This is a genomic window from Micromonospora sp. WMMD712, from assembly GCF_029581295.1.
Taxonomy (GTDB): Bacteria; Actinomycetota; Actinomycetes; order Mycobacteriales; family Micromonosporaceae; genus Micromonospora; species Micromonospora carbonacea.
The window spans coordinates 4,332,625-4,351,348 of the sequence record NZ_CP120743.1 but is presented as its reverse complement, the minus strand read 5'-3'; the positions used below and the strand labels follow the sequence as shown (position 1 = coordinate 4,351,348).

The window sequence follows — 18,724 nt, the reverse complement described above, 5'->3', positions numbered from 1 at the left end:
CCCTTTCTGCCGTTCCTGTCCGACGAACGAAAGCTTAAGGCGGTGGACGTCCAATTCTGTACTGATAAATGTCGGTATGCGCAATATAAGCCAACCTGGGGATGATTTGTCACTTTGTGTTTACGGCACCTGTGCGGAGCGCTCTACAGGTAATTGCGTCGCGCTTGTCAGTTCCGTGTCGCGCGGCCACGTGGTCGGCAAAGAGTACGGCTCGTCCCCGTACCCAGTCTGGTGAGGTCCGCCCCCCGGTTCATCCCCGCTTCGGGTTTTTCTCTCCTGGTAGGTCCCGAATCGGCGGGGTGCGCGGCCACGCCGTGACGCGCCGGGACGGACCGACTCCCGACAGCCGCCCGGATTGACCCGGGCGGGGAAACGCCGCCCCGCCGACGCAATTCCTTTGGCCCCGGGTGCCCGTCCACCCCGGTGCCCGTCCATATGGTGCCGCACCGCGCGCCCGCCGAAGGTGGGACCGGGGCCGGGCGTACCGGAGGATAGGCTCGCGACCGTGACGGATCCCGCCCAGCTCACCCACGTCGACGCGGCGGGCGCGGCCCGCATGGTCGACGTCTCCGCCAAGGCGGTCGCCGGCCGGCTCGCCGTGGCCGCCGGCCGGCTGCGGACCACCGCCGAGGTGGTCGACCTGCTGCGCCGCGACGGGCTGCCCAAGGGCGACGCGCTCGCGGTCGGCCGGCTCGCCGGCATCATGGGGGCCAAGCGGACCCCGGACCTGATCCCGCTCTGCCACCCGATCGCGCTGCACGGCGTGACCGTCGACCTCGCGCTCACCGACGACACCGTCGAGATCACCGCCACCGCGCGGACCGCCGACCGCACGGGCGTGGAGATGGAGGCGCTGACCGCCGTCGCGGTCGCCGGCCTCGCCCTGGTCGACATGGTCAAGGCGGTCGACCCGGCGGCGTCGGTCGACGCGGTGCGGGTGCTCCGCAAGGAGGGCGGCAAGACCGGCCTGTGGCAGCGGCCGGCGGACCGGCCGTGATCCGCGCCCGGGTGGTGGTCGCCTCCAACCGCGCGTCGGCCGGGGTCTACGCCGACACCAGCGGCCCGCTGCTCGTCGCCGGCCTGCGCGAGCTGGGCTGCCAGGTCGACGACCCGGTGGTGGTGCCCGACGGCGAACCGGTCGGCGCGGCGCTGCGGGCGGCCCGGGCCGACGGGGTCGACGTGGTGCTGACCAGCGGCGGCACCGGGATCAACCCGACCGACCGCACCCCCGACGTGACCCGTGCGCTGCTCGACCACGAGATCCCCGGCATCGCCGAGGCGATCCGGGCGCACAGCCGGGACCGGGTGCCGACGGCGGCGCTGTCCCGGGGCGTCGCGGGGGTCGTCGGCCGGATGCTGGTCGTCAACCTGCCGGGCTCCACCGGCGGCGCCCGCGACGGGCTCGCCGTCCTCGGCCCGATCCTCGCCCACGCCGTCGACCAGCTCCGCGGCGGCGACCACTGAGCGACCGGCACCCGGGACGGCGCGGCCACTGGCCGGGTGGGTTCCGCCGGCCGACGATAGGCTCGGCCGGTGAGCACGGAAACCGCGTCCGCCGCGGAGCAGGTCGCCGTACCGCCGCCGGCCGGCTGGGAGGAGGCCCGCTCCCGGGTGTACGCCGTCGGCCTCGCCGCCGCGCTGCCCGCCGTCGGCCGGCCGCTCGCCGAGACCGACGGGCACACCCTCGCCGAACCGCTGACCACCCGCACCGACCTGCCCGCCTTCCCCACCTCCAGCGTGGACGGCTGGGCGGTGCGCGGGGAGGGGCCGTGGCGGGTCGTCGGCCGGGTGCTGGCCGGTGGCAGCCCGGCCCCGCTGACCGACGACGGCACCACCGTCGAGATCGCCACCGGCGCGATGGTGCCCGATGGGGTCACCGCGATCCTGCGGGTCGAGGAGTCCACCCGCACCGCCGACGGCCGGGTCGCCGGCACCCCCCGGCCGGCCCCGGAGTGGCGCGAGCCCGGCGAGGAGGCCCGCGCCGGTGAGGAGCTGCTCCCGGCGGGCACCCCGGTCGACCCGGCGGTGATCGGCCTCGCCGCGTCCTGCGGCCACGACACGCTGCGGGTGCGCCGGCCGCCCCGCGCCGCGCTGCTGGTCTTCGGCGACGAGCTGCTGACGTCGGGGCCGCCGGCCGCCGGCCGGGTGCGTGACGCCCTCGGGCCGGCCGTGCCGGCGTGGCTGCGCCGGTACGGCTGCCAGGTGCGCCCGGCCGACGTCGTCGGCCCGGTGGCCGACACCCTGCCGGCGCACGTGGCGGCCCTGCGCGCGGCGCTGGCCACCGCCGACCTGGTCTGCACCACCGGCGGCACGATGCACGGCCCGGTCGACCACCTGCACCCCACCCTGGAGGCGCTCGGCGCGGACTACGTGGTCAACACGGTCGCCGTCCGCCCCGGGTTCCCGATGCTGCTGGCCCGGCTGGTCGACCCGGACGGCCGGGTCCGCTTCGTCGCCGGCCTGCCCGGCAACCCGCAGTCCGCGATCGTCGCGCTCGTCTCGCTGGTCGCGCCGCTGCTGGCGGGCCTACAGGGCCGGCCGATGCCGGTGCTGCCGCACGCCACGCTGGCCGACGCGGTGCCGGGGCGGGGCGACCACACCCACCTGGCCCTGGTCCGGCTGGACCGCGTCGCCGGCACCGCCCACCCGGTCCGGCACGTCGGGTCGGCGATGCTGCGCGGGCTGGCCGGCGCGGACGGCTTCGCGGTCATCCGCCCGGGCACGACCGGCGAGCCGGGCGCGCGGGTGCCGGTCGTGCCGCTGCCCCTGCTGCCCGGGGAGCGGTCGTGTCCGTGAGGAGGGGCATCCGGTGACGATCGAGGAGTCGACCGTCTTCGGCTCGGTCACCACCGAGCCGCTGGACCTGGCCGCGCACGAGGCGGCGGTCGCCGACCGGCGGGCCGGGGCGGTGGTGTCGTTCCAGGGCGTGGTCCGCGACCACGACCACGGCCGCGCGGTGCTCAGCCTGGAGTACGAGGGGCACCCGAGCGCCGCCGCCGTGCTCCGGGAGGTCGCCGCCGAGGTCGCCGCCGACCCCGACGTCTACGCGGTCGCCGTGTCGCACCGCGTCGGCCCGCTCGTCATCGGCGACGCCGCCCTGGTGGCGGCGGTGAGCACCGCGCACCGGGCCGCCGCGTTCGCCGCCTGCGCCCGGCTCGTCGACGAGGTGAAGGCGCGGCTGCCGATCTGGAAGCGGCAGGTGTTCGCCGACGGCACCGAGGAGTGGGTCAACTGCCCCTGACGGCGCTGGCGGCGCGGCCGAACCGGTCGGCGTAGAAGGCGGGCTCGGCGCCCGGCCGCCACGGCAGCGCGGCGACCAGGACGATCAGCGCCACGGCCAGCGAGTTTTCCATCAGCGCGCCGAACAGGCCGTCCTGGTAGTGCGACACCTCGGGGAGCTGGTGCTCGTACGGCCAGATGGGCGAGATCAGGAACAGCAGGTAGAGCCCCACCGCCGCCGCGCCGTGCCGCAGGCCGGTAAGCGTCGGATACCAGATCGGCGGGCGCAGCCCGTTGACCCCGGGGAGCCCGCCGTAGGACGACGCCGGGCCGGTCCGCTGCGCCACGCCCCGGCTCGCCTCGCGGCGGCGCAGCGCGGCGTCGGCCAGCACGACGATCGCCGGGATGACCCAGACCAGGTGGTGCGACCAGGAGATCGGGCTGACCACGTTCGCGGTGAGGCCGACCAGGGTGAACGCGGTCAGCTCGTCGCCGTCGGCGCGCGCGCTGACGGCCCGGGACAGCCCGAGCGCGAGCACCAGCACCGAGAACGACAGCCAGAGCAGCCCGGGGGTCTCGATCGAGTCGTAGAGGCGGGCCAGCAGGCCGGCGAGGGACTGGTTGGGGGTCATGTCGGCCGCGCCGACCCGCTCGGTCTGCCAGAGCACGCCGCCGAAGTAGGCCCGCGACTCGGTGCCGACCAGCGCGAAGCCGGCGAGGGTCACCCCGATCGTGGTGCCGACCGCCGTGGCCGCCGCACGCCACTGCCGGGTGATCACGAGGTACACGACGAAGAGCGCCGGGGTCAGCTTGACGGCGGTGGCCAGGCCGATGCCGACCCCGGCCCACGCCCCGCTGAACACGAACCGCCGCAGCGGCCCGGCCGCGTCGTCGAACCGGGTGCCCCGCCGGGCCCGCCAGCGCAGCCCGATCAGGTCGGCCATGATCAGGGCGAACAGCAGCAGGTTGACCTGCCCGTAGCCGAGGGTCTCGCGCCCCGGTTCGAGGGCGATCGCCATCGGCGTCGCGATGCCCACCGTGTACCACAACGGCCAGCCCAGCCGGTCGACGACCGGCCGCAGCAGGCCGGCCAGGACGAGGGCCAGCGCGCCGATGCTGGCCAGCGCGTTCAGCCAGCCGGCGACGTCGACGGGCACCAGCGCCATGGGGAGCATCACCAGCGCCCCGAACGGGGGGTAGGTGAAGCCGAGCGTGGTGGAGGGGGCGATGAACTCGTACAGCTCGTTGCCGTTCGCCCACCACACCACCGCGCCGTGGTAGATCTTCATGTCGAAGAAGTTGTAGGGCCGCCCGAAGGCGCCGATCGCGAGCCACGCCGCGTACGCGACGGTGGCGATCACACCGGCGCGCACCGCCGTCCTGCGGTCGACCCCACGGGTCGCGCGACGGACCGGGGCGAGGCGGTCCATCCGTCGTCCGACGGTCGCCGGCACGTCGTGGCCACCCCCATACCAAGGTCGTCCTGCCCGTCCAGGTCCAGCACGGAGCCTAGAACGGCGCCTCACGTTGATGCCTCCCGCGTTATGCGACCGTGTCCGATCCCACACTGGTTTTTTACATTTCCACCGCGTTAACGCCTACCGGGCGGTTCAGGTAATTCGTGGCGTTGGTGGGGGCGGGCCGCCGCCAGGAGGGGTCGCGCCGCAGGTCAGCCGGGCAGTCGACGGGCCGTGGCCGCCGAGCGTACGGCGATCCGGGCCTCGCGGCGGGCCGTCCGGACGGCCCGGGCCACCGACCGTCGCGAGTGGCCGATCCGGTGACCGGCCCGCCACCGCAGGCCGGGCCTGCCCTCGGTGTCGGCGGCGGCCAGCAGCAGCCCGCCGAAGAGCCCGAGGTTCTTCAGGAAGTGGACCTGGTTCTGCATGCGCTCGGCCGGGTCGGCGTTGTTCCAGAAGGGATGACCGGCGGCGGTGGTCGGGATCAGCGTGGCGGCGAGCAGCAGCGCGGCCGGGCGGGTGAGCTTCCCGGTGGCCAGCATCAGCCCGCCGACGAGCTGGGTGGCTGCGTTGGCGCGGACCAACGTCTCGGTGTCGGTGGGAATGCGGGGGGAGACCTGCTGGAGCAGCGGGGTCACCCGGTCGGTGACCGGCTTCGCCGCCGACACCAGCCGCCCCGGGTGCTGAAGGTTGCGGGCGCCGCTGACCACGAAGATGCCGCTCAACATGACGCGGGCGAGGGAACGCACGGGTGTCATGGGTCAGTCATACCCCGTCGCGGGCGTCGCCACCCCTGCAACGGCCCGATCCGATCGGCGACCGTGGACGTCGCGGCCCCGGCTGCGGCTGCGGGCCGGCGCGGCGGGCAGCACCCGTCGCGCGCCCGACGCGGCCCAGGCGCGCGACGCGGGAACGCCACGCCGATCGGGGCGACCGTCGGTGGTGGACCCGGCCCGGCGGGTAACCTCGCCCGGGTGACGACTCTGCGGCTGCGTCCCGAGGGCCCGGCGGACACCGGCCCCGTCCGGCGGGTGCTGACCGCCGCGTTCGCCCGTCCGGACGTGTCGACCCCGCCCGAGGTGGGGCTGGTCGAGGACCTGCGCGGCACCGACGCCTGGATTCCCGAGCTGGCCATGGTCGCCGAGTACGGCGGCGAGGTGGTCGGCTGCGCCCTGCTCACCCGGGTCCACGTCCGCGGCGACGGCGGGAGCGCCCCGGCGCTGGCCCTCGGCCCGGTGGCGGTCGCCCCGCACCGGCAGCGGGTCGGGCACGGCACGGCCGTGGTGCAGGCCGCCCTGGACGCCGCCACCGAGCTCGGCGAGCGACTCGTGGTGGTGCTCGGCGACCCGGCCTACTACCGGCGGTTCGGCTTCACCCGCGCCGACCGGATGGGGCTGAGCAGCCCGTGGTCCGGCCTGGGCGAGCCGTGGCAGGCGCTGGTCCTGCCCCCCAGCACCAGCGGGGACGGCCCCGCGCCCCGGGGCGAGGTGCTGTTCCCGCCACCCTGGTCGAAGGTCTGACCACCCGCGCTCCGGCCGCCCGCGCTTTGACCACCCGGCGCTCCGACCACCCGGCGCGCGCTCAGGCCGGCTGGGTGCGCAGGTAGCGGCCGAAGTGCGGGACGGTGAACGCGACCGTGCCGCGCTCCCCGGAGTAGATCAGCCCCTTCTTGATCAACGCGTCCCGCGCCGGGGAGAGGCTCGCCGGCTTGCGCCCGAGCGCCCGGGCGATCTCCGCGGTCGGCACGGCGGCGTCCATGTCGTCCCGACCGCCAGCGTCCCCCTCCACCAGCGACAGGGTGGCCATCGCGCGCATGTACTCGCGCTCGGCCGGCGTGGCCCGCTCGAACCGGGAGCCGAAGAAGCCCACCGCCAGCTCGGCCTCCGCCTCGGGGGCGGCCACCCGGACGTCCGCGTCGGTGATCGGGGACCGTGGCGCGTGGTCCCAGGTGGCCTTGCCGTACGCCTGGACGAAGTACGGGTAGCCGCCCGACTTCTCGTAGAGCAGGTCGAGGGCCTTTGGCTCGTACGCGACCTCCTCGCGCTCGGCCGGCGCGCAGAGCGCCTGGTCGGCGGCGATCCGGTCGAGCCGGTCGATGCGCTGGTAGCGGAACAGCCGCTCCGAGTACGACTTGGCGGCGCTGAGCACGGCCGGCAGGTGCGGCAGGCCCGCGCCCACCACGATCAGCGGCGCGCCGAGCTGCGACAGCTCGTGGCAGGCGGCGCAGAGCGCCGAGACGTCCTCGGGGCCGAGGTCCTGCATCTCGTCGATGAAGACGGCGATGCCGGTGCCGACGTCGGCGGCCACCGCCGCGGCGTCGCTGAGCAGCTCCACCAGGTCGATCTCGATGTCGCCGGAGTCGGCCCGGCCGGTCGCGGCCGGCACGTCGATGCCCGGCTGCCAGCGGTCGCGCAGCTTCGGGGCCGCGCCCGCCCGACCCGTCGGCGCGGACCGCTGGGCGAACGCCTTCAGCACCCCGAGGAACGCGTCGATCCGGTCCGGGGCCCGGTGCCGGGGGGCCAGCTCGCGCACCGCCATGTGCAGCGCGGCGGCGACCGGGCGGCGCAGCGACTGGTCGGGTCGCGCCTCGATCTTGCCGGTGCCCCAGAGCCGGGTGATCGCCTGCGAGCGCAGGGTGTTGAGCAGGACGGTCTTCCCCACGCCACGCAGGCCGGTGAGCATCAGGCTGCGCTCGGGGCGGCCCCGGGCGATGCGCTCCAGGACGACGTCGAAGACGTCCAGCTCCCGCCCCCGCCCCGCGAGCTCGGGCGGGCGCTGGCCGGCGCCCGGCGCGTACGGGTTGCGGACCGGATCCACGAATCGCACAGTATCGGGCCGTCTAGCTGCGAGGCTAGACATCCGTAGAGGACCCTACCGGCGTGTCGCCGGCCGTCGAGGCAAAACTAGGGCTGTCTAGCGTCCACGCTAGACAGCCCTAGTTTCGGGTAGCGGACGCGCTCCCTCAGCCCGTGCGTCGCTTCAGGCAGAGCACGTAGTCGAGGGCATTGATCGGGTTGTCGCTGACGAAGTTGGCGGTCGCGTCCGGCGACGCCGTCTTGCACCGGTCGCCGTTCGTGGTGCCCGGGATGCGCAGCAGGACCTCGTACGTGTCCGGTCCGCACGGGACCTTCCGCAGGTCGGCGTTGGCGTCCGTGCCGTCGTTGACCACGCAGTCGCCCCTGGCGAAGTCCCCGTCGTCGTCCTCGGTGGGGCTCGGCTCGGCCGTGGTCGGGGCGGCCGTCGGCACGTCGCTCGACTCGCCCGTCGGCACCGCCGACGCGGTCACCGTCGGCGCGGCGGAGCCGTCGTCGTCGGCCGCCTGCCAGATCCCCCACCCGGCCAGGCCGAGACAGGGGCAGAGCAGCAGCACGACCACCAGGGCGATGATCAGGCCGATCCGGCGGCCCCGGCCCGGCGTGGGCGCGGCGACGGGCGGTGGCCCGTACCCCGGGGGTGGCGGCGGGCCCCACGGCGCGGCCGGGCCCGGCTGGCCGGCGGGCGGGAAGGGCCCGGGGGGTGGGTACCCGCCCGGCTGGCCGGCGGGCGGGAAGGGGCCGGGCGGCGGGTACCCGCCCGACTGGCCGGCCCCGGGCCCCGGCGGCGGGTAGCCCGGCTGCTCGGTGGGGTGGCCCGGCTGGCCCGGCGGATAGCCGGGCGGGCCCGGCGGATACGCGGCCTGGCCCGGCGGATACCCCGGCTGGTCACCGCCGGGTGGCGGGCCCCACTGCGGCAGGGTCGGGTCGACCGGCGGGCCGGCGGGCGGCCTGGCGTACGGGTCGTCGGGCGCGCCGGAGCCGGGCGGTCCGAAGGATGACATCTCTCCCCCAGGGGTGTGGCGGACGGAGGGCGCGGCACCGGACGAGCGGCGTCAGCGCAGCTTCGGCGCGGGTCAGCGGAGCTTCAGGCAGAGCACGAAGTCCAGGGTGTCCAACTGGCTGTCGAAGAAGTACCAGTTGGTGTAGCCGGCCACCTTGGCGCACTTCGCCTCGGCGTCCTTCTCCCCGCTGGTCTGCCCGTCGAACCGGCGCAACACCTCGTACGTCTTCGGGCCGCACGGGCTGATCAGCAGCTTGGGTTTGCCGCCCGACGGCCCCTCGTTGCGCACGCACTGGCCCACCTTGACGAACCGGGGATCCGCCGACGACTCGGGCGCCGGGGCGGTGGGCGCGCTCGTGGACGCCGCCGGGGTGTCCTCCGGCGTCGGACCGGCGCTGGGCGCGGCGGGACCCGCAGCGGGCGGCGGATCGTCCTGCCGCAGCAGATACCACACGGCCGCGCCGCCGACGAGCGCGAACACGACCAGGGTGGCCAGCACGGCGATCAGCGGACCCCGACCGCGCTTACGGCCCGCCTCGCCGGGGTAGGGCGGCAGCGGCTCGCCCGGATATGGCGGGCCCGGCTCGCCCGGGTAGGTCGGCACTCCGCCCGACCTCGGGTAGGGCGCGGGGGCCTGCCGGTCGTCCACGTACCGGTCCCCGGGGTGCGCCGGGCCCGCCCCCACCGGCCGGTAGACGTCGGTGTGCCCCGGGTCGTGCGGCCCCGGCCCGCCCCACGGGCCGGGCTGCGGCTCGCGGGGGCCGCCGGCCGCGAACCGGCCGGGGTCGCCCGGCCACGGCGCCCGGTCGGCCGGCGGGGGCCCGGGCTGCGGGGAACCGTACCGCCCGGCGGGACCCGGCTCGGGCGGATACCCGGCGTACGTCGGATCGGGACCCGGCTCCGGCCGGTAACCCGGATGCTGGCCCGGCTCGGGCGGGCGGCCGCGCTGCGGGCCCGGCTCGGGCCGGTAGCCGGACTGCGGACCCCCCTGGGGCGGAAAGCCGGACCGCGGGCCGGGCTCGGGCGCATAGCCCGGGCCGGGCGAGGGCGGATAGCCGGGGTGCGGGCCCGGCTCGGGCGGATAGCCCGGCTCGGGCCGGTAGCCGCCCTGCGGGTGCGGGGCCGGGTGCGGGGCGGGCCGGTAGCCGCCCTGCTGGGCCGGGCCGGGCCGGTGGCCGCCCTGCGCCGGGAACCCCGGCTCCGGCGCGCCCGGCCGGCGCGGCGGCGCGTCCGGGTCCGCCCAGGCGTCGTCCCCCCAGGAGTCCTCCGCCCACGGCTCGGCCGGCGTGCCGTACCCGTCGTCGGGTCGTCGCCCGGGTCTCGCCCCGGCGGGACCCTCACCCGGTGGTCCGTAGTTCGACATGCACACCCTCCTACCCCGAGCGGTGAGGCCGGCCACCAACCAGGGACGCCGACGCCGTGGTCACCGTAGCGTGGCGAACCGATGACATCACCACCCCGGCGGGTTACGCCACCCCTACCGAACGTGCCGGATCCGACCGGCGCGGCCGCCGCGCCGGCGGCCCGACCGGCGCTGATCTGGGCGGCACTGGCCGTCGTCTTCGTCCTCTGGGGCTCCACCTACCTGGCCATCCGGGTCGCGGTGGAGTCGCTGCCGGCCCTCACGTCGGCCGGCCTCCGGTTCGGCGCGGCCGCCGTCGTGCTCGCCCTCGTCCTCCGGGTACGCCGGGGCGCCGGCGCCCTGCGCGTCGACCGGCGGCAGCTCGGCTCCGCCGCGCTCGTCGGCGTGCTCCTGCTGGCCGGCGGCAACGGACTGGTGGTGCTCGCCGAGTCGGGGCCGCCCGGGACGGCGGTGCCCTCCGGCATCGCGGCGCTGCTCGTCGCCACGGTCCCGCTGCTGGTCGTCGTGCTCCGTACGCTCGGCGGCGACCGGCCCCGGGTGTGGACCTTCGCCGGGGTGACGCTGGGCTTCCTCGGCCTGGTCCTGCTCGTGCTGCCGACCGGCGGATCGGCAGCGGCACCGCTGGCCGGCGCGCTGACCGTGGTCGCTGCGGCCACCTGCTGGTCGGTCGGCTCCTTCCTGGCCGGGCGGCTACGGATGCCCACGGACCCGTTCGTCGCCACCGTCTACGAGATGGTCGCCGGTGCCGTGGCGCTGACCGTGCTCGCCGCCGCCCGGGGCGAACTGCGGGACCTCGACCCCGGGCAGGTCACCGGACGGTCCTGGCTGGCCCTCGCGTACCTGATGGTCGCCGGCTCGCTGGTCGCCTTCACCGCGTACGTCTGGCTGCTGCACCACGCGCCGATCTCGCTGGTGTCCACCTACGCGTACGTGAATCCGGTGGTCGCGGTCGCGCTCGGCGCGCTGCTGGCCGCGGAGCCGGTCACCGCGCAGGTGCTGCTCGGCGGCGCGGTGATCGTCGCCGGGGTCGCGCTCGTGGTCAGCATGGAACGCCCCGGACGGCGTACCGGGGCGGCGGCCCGACCGGCCCGGCGGTAGCGTCCGGCCGGTGCCCACCACCGGCGTGCTCGCTCTCGCCCTGACCGGCAGGCCGACCGTCGGAGTCCTCGCTCTCGCCCTGACCGGAGCGGTGCTCGGGGCGTTCGTGCCGTGGCTGGCGGGGCGCTGGGCCGGCGTACCCCGGCTCGATCCTGCCCGGGTCGGTGCCGGTCGACCCAGTGCCGGTCGATCCAGTGCCGGTCGATCCGGCGCGGGCCGGCGCGGCGCGGGCCGGCGCGGCGCGGCCCGGGGGAGGGCGGTGGCCTGGGCGGCGATGGCCGCCGTGGTCTTCGCCGGGCTCGGTGCCGCGCCCAGCGTCGGCCCGGCGCTGCCGGCGTTCCTCGCGGTGGCGGCGGTCGGCCTGCTGCTCGCGGCGGTCGACCTGGCCTGCCTGCGGCTGCCGGACCCCCTGGTCGGCCTGGCGGCGCTCGGCGCGGCGGCCGGGCTGGTCGCGGCGGCGGCGGCCGACGGCCGACCGGGCCGGCTGCTCGCGTCGCTGACCGGGGCGGGGCTGTCGTTTCTCGGGTACGCGCTGCTCGCCCTCCTGCCCGGCTCGCGGCTCGGCTTCGGCGACGTGAAGCTGGCCGCCGTGCTGGGGCTGCCGCTCGGCTGGCTGGGCTGGCCGGCGCTGCTGACCGGGCTGGCCCTGCCGCACGTGCTGCACGGGCTGGCCGTGCTCGGCCTGCTGGCCGCCCGCCGGATACGCCGGGACACGCTGCTGCCGCTCGGGCCAGCCCTGCTCACCGGTGCCTGGCTGGCGACCCTCACCGCCTGAGCCGCCCGCCACCGCCCGCCCCGTGCTGGCGGCACCTGCGCGCCGTGCCCGCGCTCACCGTGCCCGCGCCGCCGCCCCCACCGTGCCCGCCGCGAGAAGGGGACCCTTCTCTACCTCAGGCGTTAATAGGGGGCCCTTCCTTTCACAGCAGGCGGAGCTGGCGGTCCTTCGGGCGGCGGGGCTCCGCCTCGCCGAGGCGCTCGAACAGCCCCGGGTCGATCACGTCGAGGAACGGCGTCGGCCGGCAGTCCCGCTCCGCTCCGTGCCGGGCGCGCCGGGCCGCGTGGCTGACGTAGAGCCGGTCCTGGGCCCGGGTGAGGCCGACGAAGAACAGCCGCCGCTCCTCGGCGATCGCGTCCTCGTCGGGCGTCGAGCCGGGCCAGCGCAGCGGGAGCAGCCCGTCCTCGCAGCCGACGAGGAACACGACGGGGAACTCCAACCCCTTCGCGGCATGCAGGGTGAGCAGGGTGACCGCCTCGGCGCGCGGGTCGAGGGCGTCGACCTCCGCGCCGGTGGCGAGCTGGGACAGGAACAGCTCCAGGTCGTCGCCGCAGCGGCGGGCCAGCGGGGTGAGCAGGTCGACGGCGGCGCGGACCTCCTCGGGGCGTACCACGCCGGAGCCGTCGAGGGTGGGCGCGGCGAACCGGTCGGCGACCACCTGCGCAGCGAGCCGCACCCGGGCGGGCAGGCCGCCGGAGCCGTCGGCGTGCCGCAGCTCGCGGGCGATCGCGGCCACCCCGGGCCGGTCGCGCAGCCGGTCGTGCGAGCGCTTCTGCACGGGCACGTTGGCGCGGGCCAGGGCGTCCACGATGGGGGCGGCCTGCGCGTCGGTGCGGTACAGCACGGCGATGTCGGAGAAGGACAGCGAGGTGGACCGGCCGTCGATGCGCCCCGAGTCCAGCGACCGGTGGGACAGGCCGCCGACGAGGTCGTCGACGGTGCGTACGACGAAGTCGGCCTCGTCGGCGACGGACGCGGCGGCGTACCGGCCGACCAGCGGGGCCTCCGGGTCGAGCCGGGCCGGGTCGAGCCGGCGGCCCCGGACCAGCGACGACGGCGCGATGGCCTGGACGGCGGCGGCGAGGATCGGCGCGGAGGAGCGGTAGTTGCGGTTGAGCCGCACCAGGCGGGCGTCGGTGAAGTCCTGCGAGAAGCGCAGGAAGTAGCCGACGTCCGCACCCCGGAACGAGTAGATCGCCTGGTCCGGGTCGCCGATCGCGCACAGGTTGCCGTCGGCGGGGCTGAGCAGCCGCAGCAGCTCGTACTGGACGGCGTCGACGTCCTGGTACTCGTCCACGAAGATCCACTGCCAGCGGTCCCGGTAGCGCTGCACCAGCTTCCGGTCGGCGCGCAGCAGCTCCACCGGCAGGGTGAGCAGGTCGTCCAGGTCGACCAGGTCCCGCTTGCGCAGCAACGCGGTGTACGCCGCCTGGTCCTCCCCCGCCTCGGCCTTCGCCGCCGCCCGGTCGGCGTCGTCGGCGATGCGGAAGTCGGCCGGCAGCCCGGCCGCGCCCGCGTTCTCCCGCAGGACGGTCAGGCCCAGCGAGTGGAACGTGCCGACGGTGATGTCCTCGGCGACGGGCCCGAGCAGCCCGTCGAGGCGGTGCCGCAGCTCCTCGGCGGCCCGCCGGGTGAAGGTGATCGCGAGGCAGCGCTCCGGGAACACGTTCAGCTCGGCGCACAGGTAGGCGATCCGGTGGGTCAGCGTGCGGGTCTTCCCGGTGCCCGGGCCGGCGACGATCAGCAGCGGCCCGCCCGGCGCGGACGCGGCCACCCGCTGCATCGCGTCCAGCCGGTCCAGCAGCCCCGTGCCGACCTCCTCCATCCCGGCGAGCATCGGCTCGAACGGCTCGTGCGGGGAGGGCTGCGGCGGGATCGGCGGCGGCGGGGCCGGCGGCGCGGGCTTCCGCTTCGGCTCGGCCTTCGCGGCGGCCGGGCGCTTCGCCTTCGCCGCCGGCTCCGCGGCCGGTCGCTGCGCCGGCACGGGTACGTCGAACAGCGTCTCCGCCTGCGCCCCCGCCCCCTTCCCGCCCAGCTCCGCCGGGTCGAAGAGGGTGATCACCCCGTATTCGCCGTCGTAGCCGGGCACCCGGCGCACGTCGCCCCGGCGCAGCCGGCCGATGCCCTCGGCGAGCAGCTCCCCGCCGACCCGGCCGATCTCGTCGAGCGGGGCGCGGGTCAGGATCTCCAGCTCCGGGCCGAGCGCGGCCACCAGGTCGTTGAGCTTCCCCTCGACCTTCTTGGACTTCGGGCCCACCCGGTTCAGCTCGCCGAGGATCTCGGCCAGCGGCACCAGGTGGGTGACGTCCCGGGCGTGGGCCGGCCGGTGCCCCTCGGGCCGGTCGGCCAGCTCCTCGACGCGGCTGAGCACGCCGACGGTGAGCGGCTTGCCGCACTCGGGGCAGCGCCCGCCCGCCGCCCGGGTCCGCTCCGGCGACCAGTTGACGCCGCACAGCCGGTGCCCGTCGGCGTGGTACTTGCCCTCCTCGGGGAAGAACTCGATGGTGCCGGCGAGCCCGTCGCCGGTGCGCAGCGCCTCGCGGATCGCGAAGTAGTCGCGGCCCGTGGCGAAGACCGTCGCCTCGCGGGCCAGGGCGGGCGGCGAGTGGGCGTCCGAGTTGGACACGAGCTGGTAGCGGTCGAGGCTGCCGACCCGCCAGTTCATCTCCGGGTCCGACGACAGCCCGGTCTCCACCGCGAAGACGTGCCCGGCCAGATCGGCGTAGCAGTCGGCGATCGCGTCGAACCCGGACTTCGAGCCCAGCGCCGAGAACCACGGCGTCCAGATGTGCGCCGGCACGAGGTAGCCGTCCGGGCTGGCCTCCAGGGTGATCTCCAGCAGGTCCCGGGAGTCGAGGCCGAGGATGGGCCGCCCGTCGGAGGCGATGTTGCCGATCCGCCCGAGGGTGGTGTTGAACCGCTCCACCGCGTCGAGGTCGGGCAGGTAGACCAGGTGGTGCACCTTGCGGGTACGGTCGTCCCGCTTGTAGATCGTGGAGATCTCCACGCTGAGCATGAACCGGACCGGGTCCGCCTCCGCCTCGCTGGCCAGCCGGGGCGGCAGCCGGCGGGCGACGTCCCGCTCCGTCTCGGGGGAGAGCCGGTACAGGCCCGGCTCGGCCGGGTGCAGCGTCTCCCGCAGGTGGTCGTACCAGGCGGGGTGGGTGAAGTCACCGGTGCCGAGCACCCCGACGCCCTTGCGCCGGGCCCACCAGGCGAGGTTCGGGGTGGTCAGGTCGCGGCTGCACGCGCGCGAGTACTTCGAGTGGATGTGCAGGTCCGCGACGAACGGCGAGGGGCCGGCCGGGGGTACGGCGCTGAACGGGAGCACGCCGCATCCTGTCACGCCCGCCCCGACGCCCGCCCGCCGCCACGCGTACGCGTGACCTGAGCAATCCTTGTCTGGACACCGGGGCGAGGGCGCGGTACGCCGATCAGGGCGCGCGCAGCTCCACAAGGGTGACCTGGGGGTTCGCCCCCACCCGCACCGGCGGGCCCCAGAAGCCGGCGCCGTTGGTGACGTACACCTTCGTGCCGTCGACCTCGCCGAGACCGGACACGACCGGCTGCTGGAGCCGGACGGCCAGGTTGAACGGCACCATCTGGCCGCCGTGGGTGTGGCCGGACAGTTGCAGGTCCACGCCGAACTTCGCGGCCTCGACGGCGGCCACCGGCTGGTGGGCCAGCAGCACCACCGGGCGGACCGGGTCCCGGTCGCCGAGCGCGGCGGCGAAGTCGGCGGGACCGGCCAGCCCGGTCCCGGCGGCGGTGACGTCGTTCACCCCGGCCAGGTCGAGCACCCCCGCCGGGGTGCGGATCTCCTGGCGGACGTTCTGGAGCACCCGCAGGCCGAGCCGGTCCACCTCCCGCACCCACTCCTCCACGCCGGAGTAGTACTCGTGGTTGCCGGTGACGAAGAAGCTGCCGTAGCGGGAGCGCAGGTCGCCCAGCGGGGCCGCCGCCTCGCCCAGCTCGGCGACCGACCCGTCGACCAGGTCACCCACGACCGCGACGAGGTCGGCGTCCAGCCGGTTGATCATCGCGACGATGCGCTCGGTGTGCGCCCGGCCGCGCAGCGGGCCGAGGTGGATGTCGGAGACGGTGGCGATGCGCAGGCCGTCCATGCCGCGCGGGAGCTTTGCCAACGGGATCTGCACCCGGTCCAGCCGGGGCGGGCCGAGGGCGTTGGAGACCCCGTACCCGACGGTCCCCGCGGCCGTGAGGCCCGCGAAGATCGCCGCGCTGCGGGCCAGCAGCAACCGGCGGGCCGGGTCGTGGTCGGGCGGGTCGACGGCCTCGGCGGCCGGCGGGTCGGCGACGCCGGGCGCCCCGACGAGCACCGGCTCCGGCGCGGCGGCGGCCGGCTCGGCGGCGACGGCCCGGCGGCGCAGCGCCAGCCGGGCGACCAGCAGCGGCACCTCCAGGACGACCAGCACGACCAGCAGGTAGAACATCAGGGCCAACCACACGTAGCCCGGCCAGGCCAGCCAGTAGAGGCCGTTCTGGGTGCCGGCGAGCGTGGCCGGCACGAGCAGCGTGAGCAGCGCCGCCGCGACCGCTCCGGCCCGGCGCAGCCGCCGCGACCGGGTGGTGTCGGCGACCAGGCGCTTCCACAGGTAGAGGTGGATGAGGCCGATCACGATCAGCACGAAACCCACCAGAGCCACAACCGCCAACACCGAGCCTCCTCAGCCACCCGCGAACGGCGGCAGCACGTCGATCGTCGCCCCTGCCGGCAGCGGTGTCCGGCGATCGTGACAGGTCACGCCGTCGACCAGGAAACTCGCCACCCTCAGCACGGCGGCGAGGCGCTCGCCGTGCCGTCGTGTCAGTTCGTCCGTGAGTTCGTCCAGACCGCGGCCGGCGGATGCGGTCTCCTCGGCCGTGCCGGCGGCGGCCCGCGCCCCGGCGAAGTAGCGGATGGTGAGCTGGTCGGGCACGTCGTGGCGCACCGGTCACCCGCCGATCGCGGACATCGGCCGGGCCGGCTGGAGGAACGTCGGGTCGTCGATGCCGTGCCCGGCCCGCTTGCCCCACATCGCCGCCCGCCACCGCCGGGCCAGCTCGTCGTCGTCCGCCCCGGCCCGCAGCGCGCCGCGCAGGTCCGACTCCTCGGTGGCGAAGAGGCACGCCCGGACCTGCCCGTCGGCGGTGAGCCGGGTGCGGTCGCAGTCGCCGCAGAACGGCCGGGTCACGCTGCCGATCACGCCGACCCGGGCGGGACCGCCGTCGACCAGCCACGTCTCGGCGGGGGCCGCGCCCCGCTCGGCCGGGTCGGGGGTCAGGTCGAACCCGGTGCGGGGCAGGCCGGCCCCGGTGTGCGGGTCGGCTTCGACGCGCGCGCCGGCTCCGGTGGGCGGGTCGGTTCCGGCGCGCAGGGTGGCGAGGATCTCGTCGGCGGTGACCATCGCGGCGCGGTCCCAGCCGTGCTGGGCGTCCAGCGGCATCTGCTCGATGAACCGCAGCTCGTAGCCGTGGGCCAGGGCGAAGCGGAGCAGCGCGGGGGCCTCGTCGTCGTTGACGCCCCGCATCAGCACACTGTTGATCTTCACCGGGGTGAGCCCGGCGGCGGCGGCCCCGGCCAGCCCGGCGAGGACGTCGGCGAGCCGGTCGCGCCGGGTCAGCCGGGCGAACCGAGCGGCGTCGAGGGTGTCCAGCGACACGTTCACCCGGTCCAGGCCGGCGGCCCGCAGCGCCGGGGCCAGCCGGTCGAGCCCGAGCCCGTTCGTGGTCAGCGAGATCCGGGGGCGGGGCGTCAGCGCGGCCACCGCCGCGACGATGCCCACCACGCCGGGACGGATCAGCGGCTCCCCGCCGGTGAACCGCACCTCGGTCACCCCCAGCCGCTCCACCGCCACCCGCACCAGCCGGACGATCTCGTCGTCGCTCAGCAGCTGCGGCCCCGCCAGCCAGGGCAGCCCCTCGGCGGGCATGCAGTAGGTGCAGCGCAGGTTGCACTTGTCGGTCAGCGAGACGCGCAGGTCCCGGGCGACGCGGCCGTACCGGTCGACGAGGACGCCGTCGGTCCCTCGCGCGGCGGTCACCGTTCGACGGTAGCGCGCCCCGCTCCGCGCAGGGTGTCCCGGGCGGCGGCACCGACCGCATCGCGGTACGCCGCGCCGAACAGGGCGGTGTGCACCAGCAGCAGGTGCAACTGGTGCAGCGGCACCCGCTCGCGCCACCCGTCGGCCAGCGGCCACGCCTCCCGGTAGGCCGCCATGATCCGCTCGTGGTGCGGCGGGCCGCCGAACAGCGCCAACTGGGCCAGGTCGGTCTCCCGGTGCCCGCCGTGCGCGGCCGGGTCGACCAGCCACGCCCGCTCGTCGGCCCCCCAGAGCACGTTGCCCGGCCACAGGTCGCCGTGCACCCGGGCCGGCGGCTCGTCGCCGCCGAACTCGCCGACCCGCTCGACGACCTGTTCCACCAGGGCGGCCTCGACGGCGGTGAGCGCGCCGGAGTCGACCGACATCCGCAGGTACGGCAGCAGCCGCCGCCGGGCGAACCACGCCGGCCAGGGGCCGGCATCAGGCGTGTTGTCCTGGGGGAGCGCGCCGACGAAGCCGGCCCACTCCGCGCCGAACGCGGGGGCCCCGGCACGGTGCAGCGCGGCCAGCTCCCGGCCGAACCGCTCGGCCGCCTCCGGCGTCGGCTCGCCGGGCTCCACCCAGTCGAGCGCCAACAGCTCCGGCAGCGCCACCACCACCTCCGGTACGGCCACCGCGCCGGCGTCCCGCAGCCAGCGCAACCCGGCCGCCTCGGCGGCGAAGAAGCCCTCCGGCACGGGCCGCCCCGCCCGCTGGGCGGGCCACGTCTTCGCGAAGACCGAGTGCCCGTCGTCCAGGGTCAGCCGGGACGCCGCGCAGACGTCGCCGCCGGCCACCGGCGTCTCCCGGATCCGCTGGTGGGTGAGGAACGTCGGGAGGTGCTCCGGATGCGCCCGCAGGTACGCCAGGTCCATGTGCGCAAGGTAGCCGTTACGCCGCCCTGCCGTGCGCG

Annotated in this window: 17 protein-coding genes; 7 read left to right on the top strand and 10 right to left on the bottom strand. The window is 76.2% G+C overall.

Annotated features, from left to right (window positions below):
• Positions 1–505: 505 nt before the first annotated feature.
• The 4 genes from moaC to O7633_RS18775 all read left to right on the top strand — a co-directional run bounded on the left by moaC (position 506) and on the right by O7633_RS18775 (position 3,241).
• Positions 506–997: a cyclic pyranopterin monophosphate synthase MoaC gene (gene moaC, locus O7633_RS18790; RefSeq protein ID WP_282323362.1), complete on the top strand. Its 492-nt coding sequence runs from the start codon at positions 506–508 to the stop codon at positions 995–997.
• Positions 994–1,464 carry a MogA/MoaB family molybdenum cofactor biosynthesis protein gene (locus tag O7633_RS18785; protein ID WP_074478309.1) on the top strand — a complete coding sequence of 157 codons (471 nt, stop codon included), beginning with the start codon at positions 994–996 and terminating at the stop codon, positions 1,462–1,464. Before moaC ends, O7633_RS18785 begins: the two co-directional genes overlap by 4 nt.
• A gap of 69 nt (positions 1,465–1,533) precedes the next feature.
• Positions 1,534–2,796, top strand: a complete 1,263-nt coding sequence (locus O7633_RS18780; RefSeq protein WP_282323361.1) for a molybdopterin molybdotransferase MoeA — start codon at positions 1,534–1,536, stop codon at positions 2,794–2,796.
• A gap of 13 nt (positions 2,797–2,809) precedes the next feature.
• Complete coding sequence (locus O7633_RS18775) at positions 2,810–3,241, top strand: molybdenum cofactor biosynthesis protein MoaE (protein WP_282323360.1); 432 nt, start codon at positions 2,810–2,812, stop codon at positions 3,239–3,241.
• Here O7633_RS18775 and O7633_RS18770 read toward each other — a convergent pair.
• Both O7633_RS18770 and O7633_RS18765 read right to left on the bottom strand, forming a co-directional pair.
• The gene (locus tag O7633_RS18770; RefSeq protein ID WP_282323359.1) at positions 3,228–4,673 is read right to left on the bottom strand and encodes a glycosyltransferase 87 family protein; all 1,446 of its coding nucleotides are present in this window, start codon (positions 4,671–4,673) and stop codon (positions 3,228–3,230) included. The genes O7633_RS18775 and O7633_RS18770 overlap by 14 nt on opposite strands.
• Before the next feature lie 215 nt (positions 4,674–4,888).
• Entirely contained in the window at positions 4,889–5,434 is a 546-nt protein-coding gene (locus O7633_RS18765) for a DoxX family protein (RefSeq protein ID WP_282323358.1), read from the bottom strand.
• A 216-nt stretch (positions 5,435–5,650) separates the two neighbouring features.
• On the opposite strand from O7633_RS18765, the gene O7633_RS18760 reads away from it, so the two are divergent.
• Positions 5,651–6,196: an N-acetyltransferase gene (locus O7633_RS18760; protein ID WP_074478176.1), complete on the top strand. Its 546-nt coding sequence runs from the start codon at positions 5,651–5,653 to the stop codon at positions 6,194–6,196.
• Between the two features lie 61 nt (positions 6,197–6,257).
• On the opposite strand, the gene O7633_RS18755 is transcribed toward O7633_RS18760, so the two are convergent.
• From O7633_RS18755 to O7633_RS18745, 3 genes are all read right to left on the bottom strand, one after another.
• The gene (locus tag O7633_RS18755; RefSeq protein ID WP_074478174.1) at positions 6,258–7,493 is read right to left on the bottom strand and encodes an ATP-binding protein; all 1,236 of its coding nucleotides are present in this window, start codon (positions 7,491–7,493) and stop codon (positions 6,258–6,260) included.
• 145 nt (positions 7,494–7,638) lie between these two features.
• Positions 7,639–8,493, bottom strand: coding sequence for a hypothetical protein (locus tag O7633_RS18750; RefSeq protein ID WP_282323357.1), 855 nt, complete (start codon positions 8,491–8,493; stop codon positions 7,639–7,641).
• Positions 8,494–8,565: 72 nt separating this feature from the next.
• Positions 8,566–9,048 (bottom strand): hypothetical protein, encoded by a 483-nt coding sequence (locus tag O7633_RS18745; protein WP_278136291.1) that lies wholly within the window; start codon positions 9,046–9,048, stop codon positions 8,566–8,568.
• 930 nt (positions 9,049–9,978) lie between these two features.
• Between O7633_RS18745 and O7633_RS18740 the strand changes: the two genes are divergently transcribed.
• A complete protein-coding gene (locus O7633_RS18740) occupies positions 9,979–10,953 on the top strand; it encodes an EamA family transporter (protein WP_282323356.1) in 975 nt (324 codons plus the stop codon).
• Between the two features lie 10 nt (positions 10,954–10,963).
• Positions 10,964–11,728, top strand: coding sequence for a prepilin peptidase (locus O7633_RS18735; protein ID WP_282323355.1), 765 nt, complete (start codon positions 10,964–10,966; stop codon positions 11,726–11,728).
• A gap of 142 nt (positions 11,729–11,870) precedes the next feature.
• On the opposite strand, the gene O7633_RS18730 is transcribed toward O7633_RS18735, so the two are convergent.
• From O7633_RS18730 to O7633_RS18710, 5 genes are all read right to left on the bottom strand, one after another.
• Complete coding sequence (locus O7633_RS18730) at positions 11,871–15,059, bottom strand: UvrD-helicase domain-containing protein (protein WP_282323354.1); 3,189 nt, start codon at positions 15,057–15,059, stop codon at positions 11,871–11,873.
• Between the two features lie 103 nt (positions 15,060–15,162).
• Positions 15,163–16,407, bottom strand: a complete 1,245-nt coding sequence (locus O7633_RS18725; protein WP_282323353.1) for a metallophosphoesterase — start codon at positions 16,405–16,407, stop codon at positions 15,163–15,165.
• 9 nt (positions 16,408–16,416) lie between these two features.
• Entirely contained in the window at positions 16,417–16,680 is a 264-nt protein-coding gene (locus O7633_RS18720; protein ID WP_282323352.1) for a MoaD/ThiS family protein, read from the bottom strand.
• A gap of 3 nt (positions 16,681–16,683) precedes the next feature.
• The gene (gene moaA, locus O7633_RS18715; RefSeq protein WP_282323351.1) at positions 16,684–17,772 is read right to left on the bottom strand and encodes a GTP 3',8-cyclase MoaA; all 1,089 of its coding nucleotides are present in this window, start codon (positions 17,770–17,772) and stop codon (positions 16,684–16,686) included.
• The gene (locus O7633_RS18710; protein ID WP_282323350.1) at positions 17,769–18,686 is read right to left on the bottom strand and encodes a fructosamine kinase family protein; all 918 of its coding nucleotides are present in this window, start codon (positions 18,684–18,686) and stop codon (positions 17,769–17,771) included. Before O7633_RS18710 ends, moaA begins: the two co-directional genes overlap by 4 nt.
• Positions 18,687–18,724: the final 38 nt, after the last annotated feature.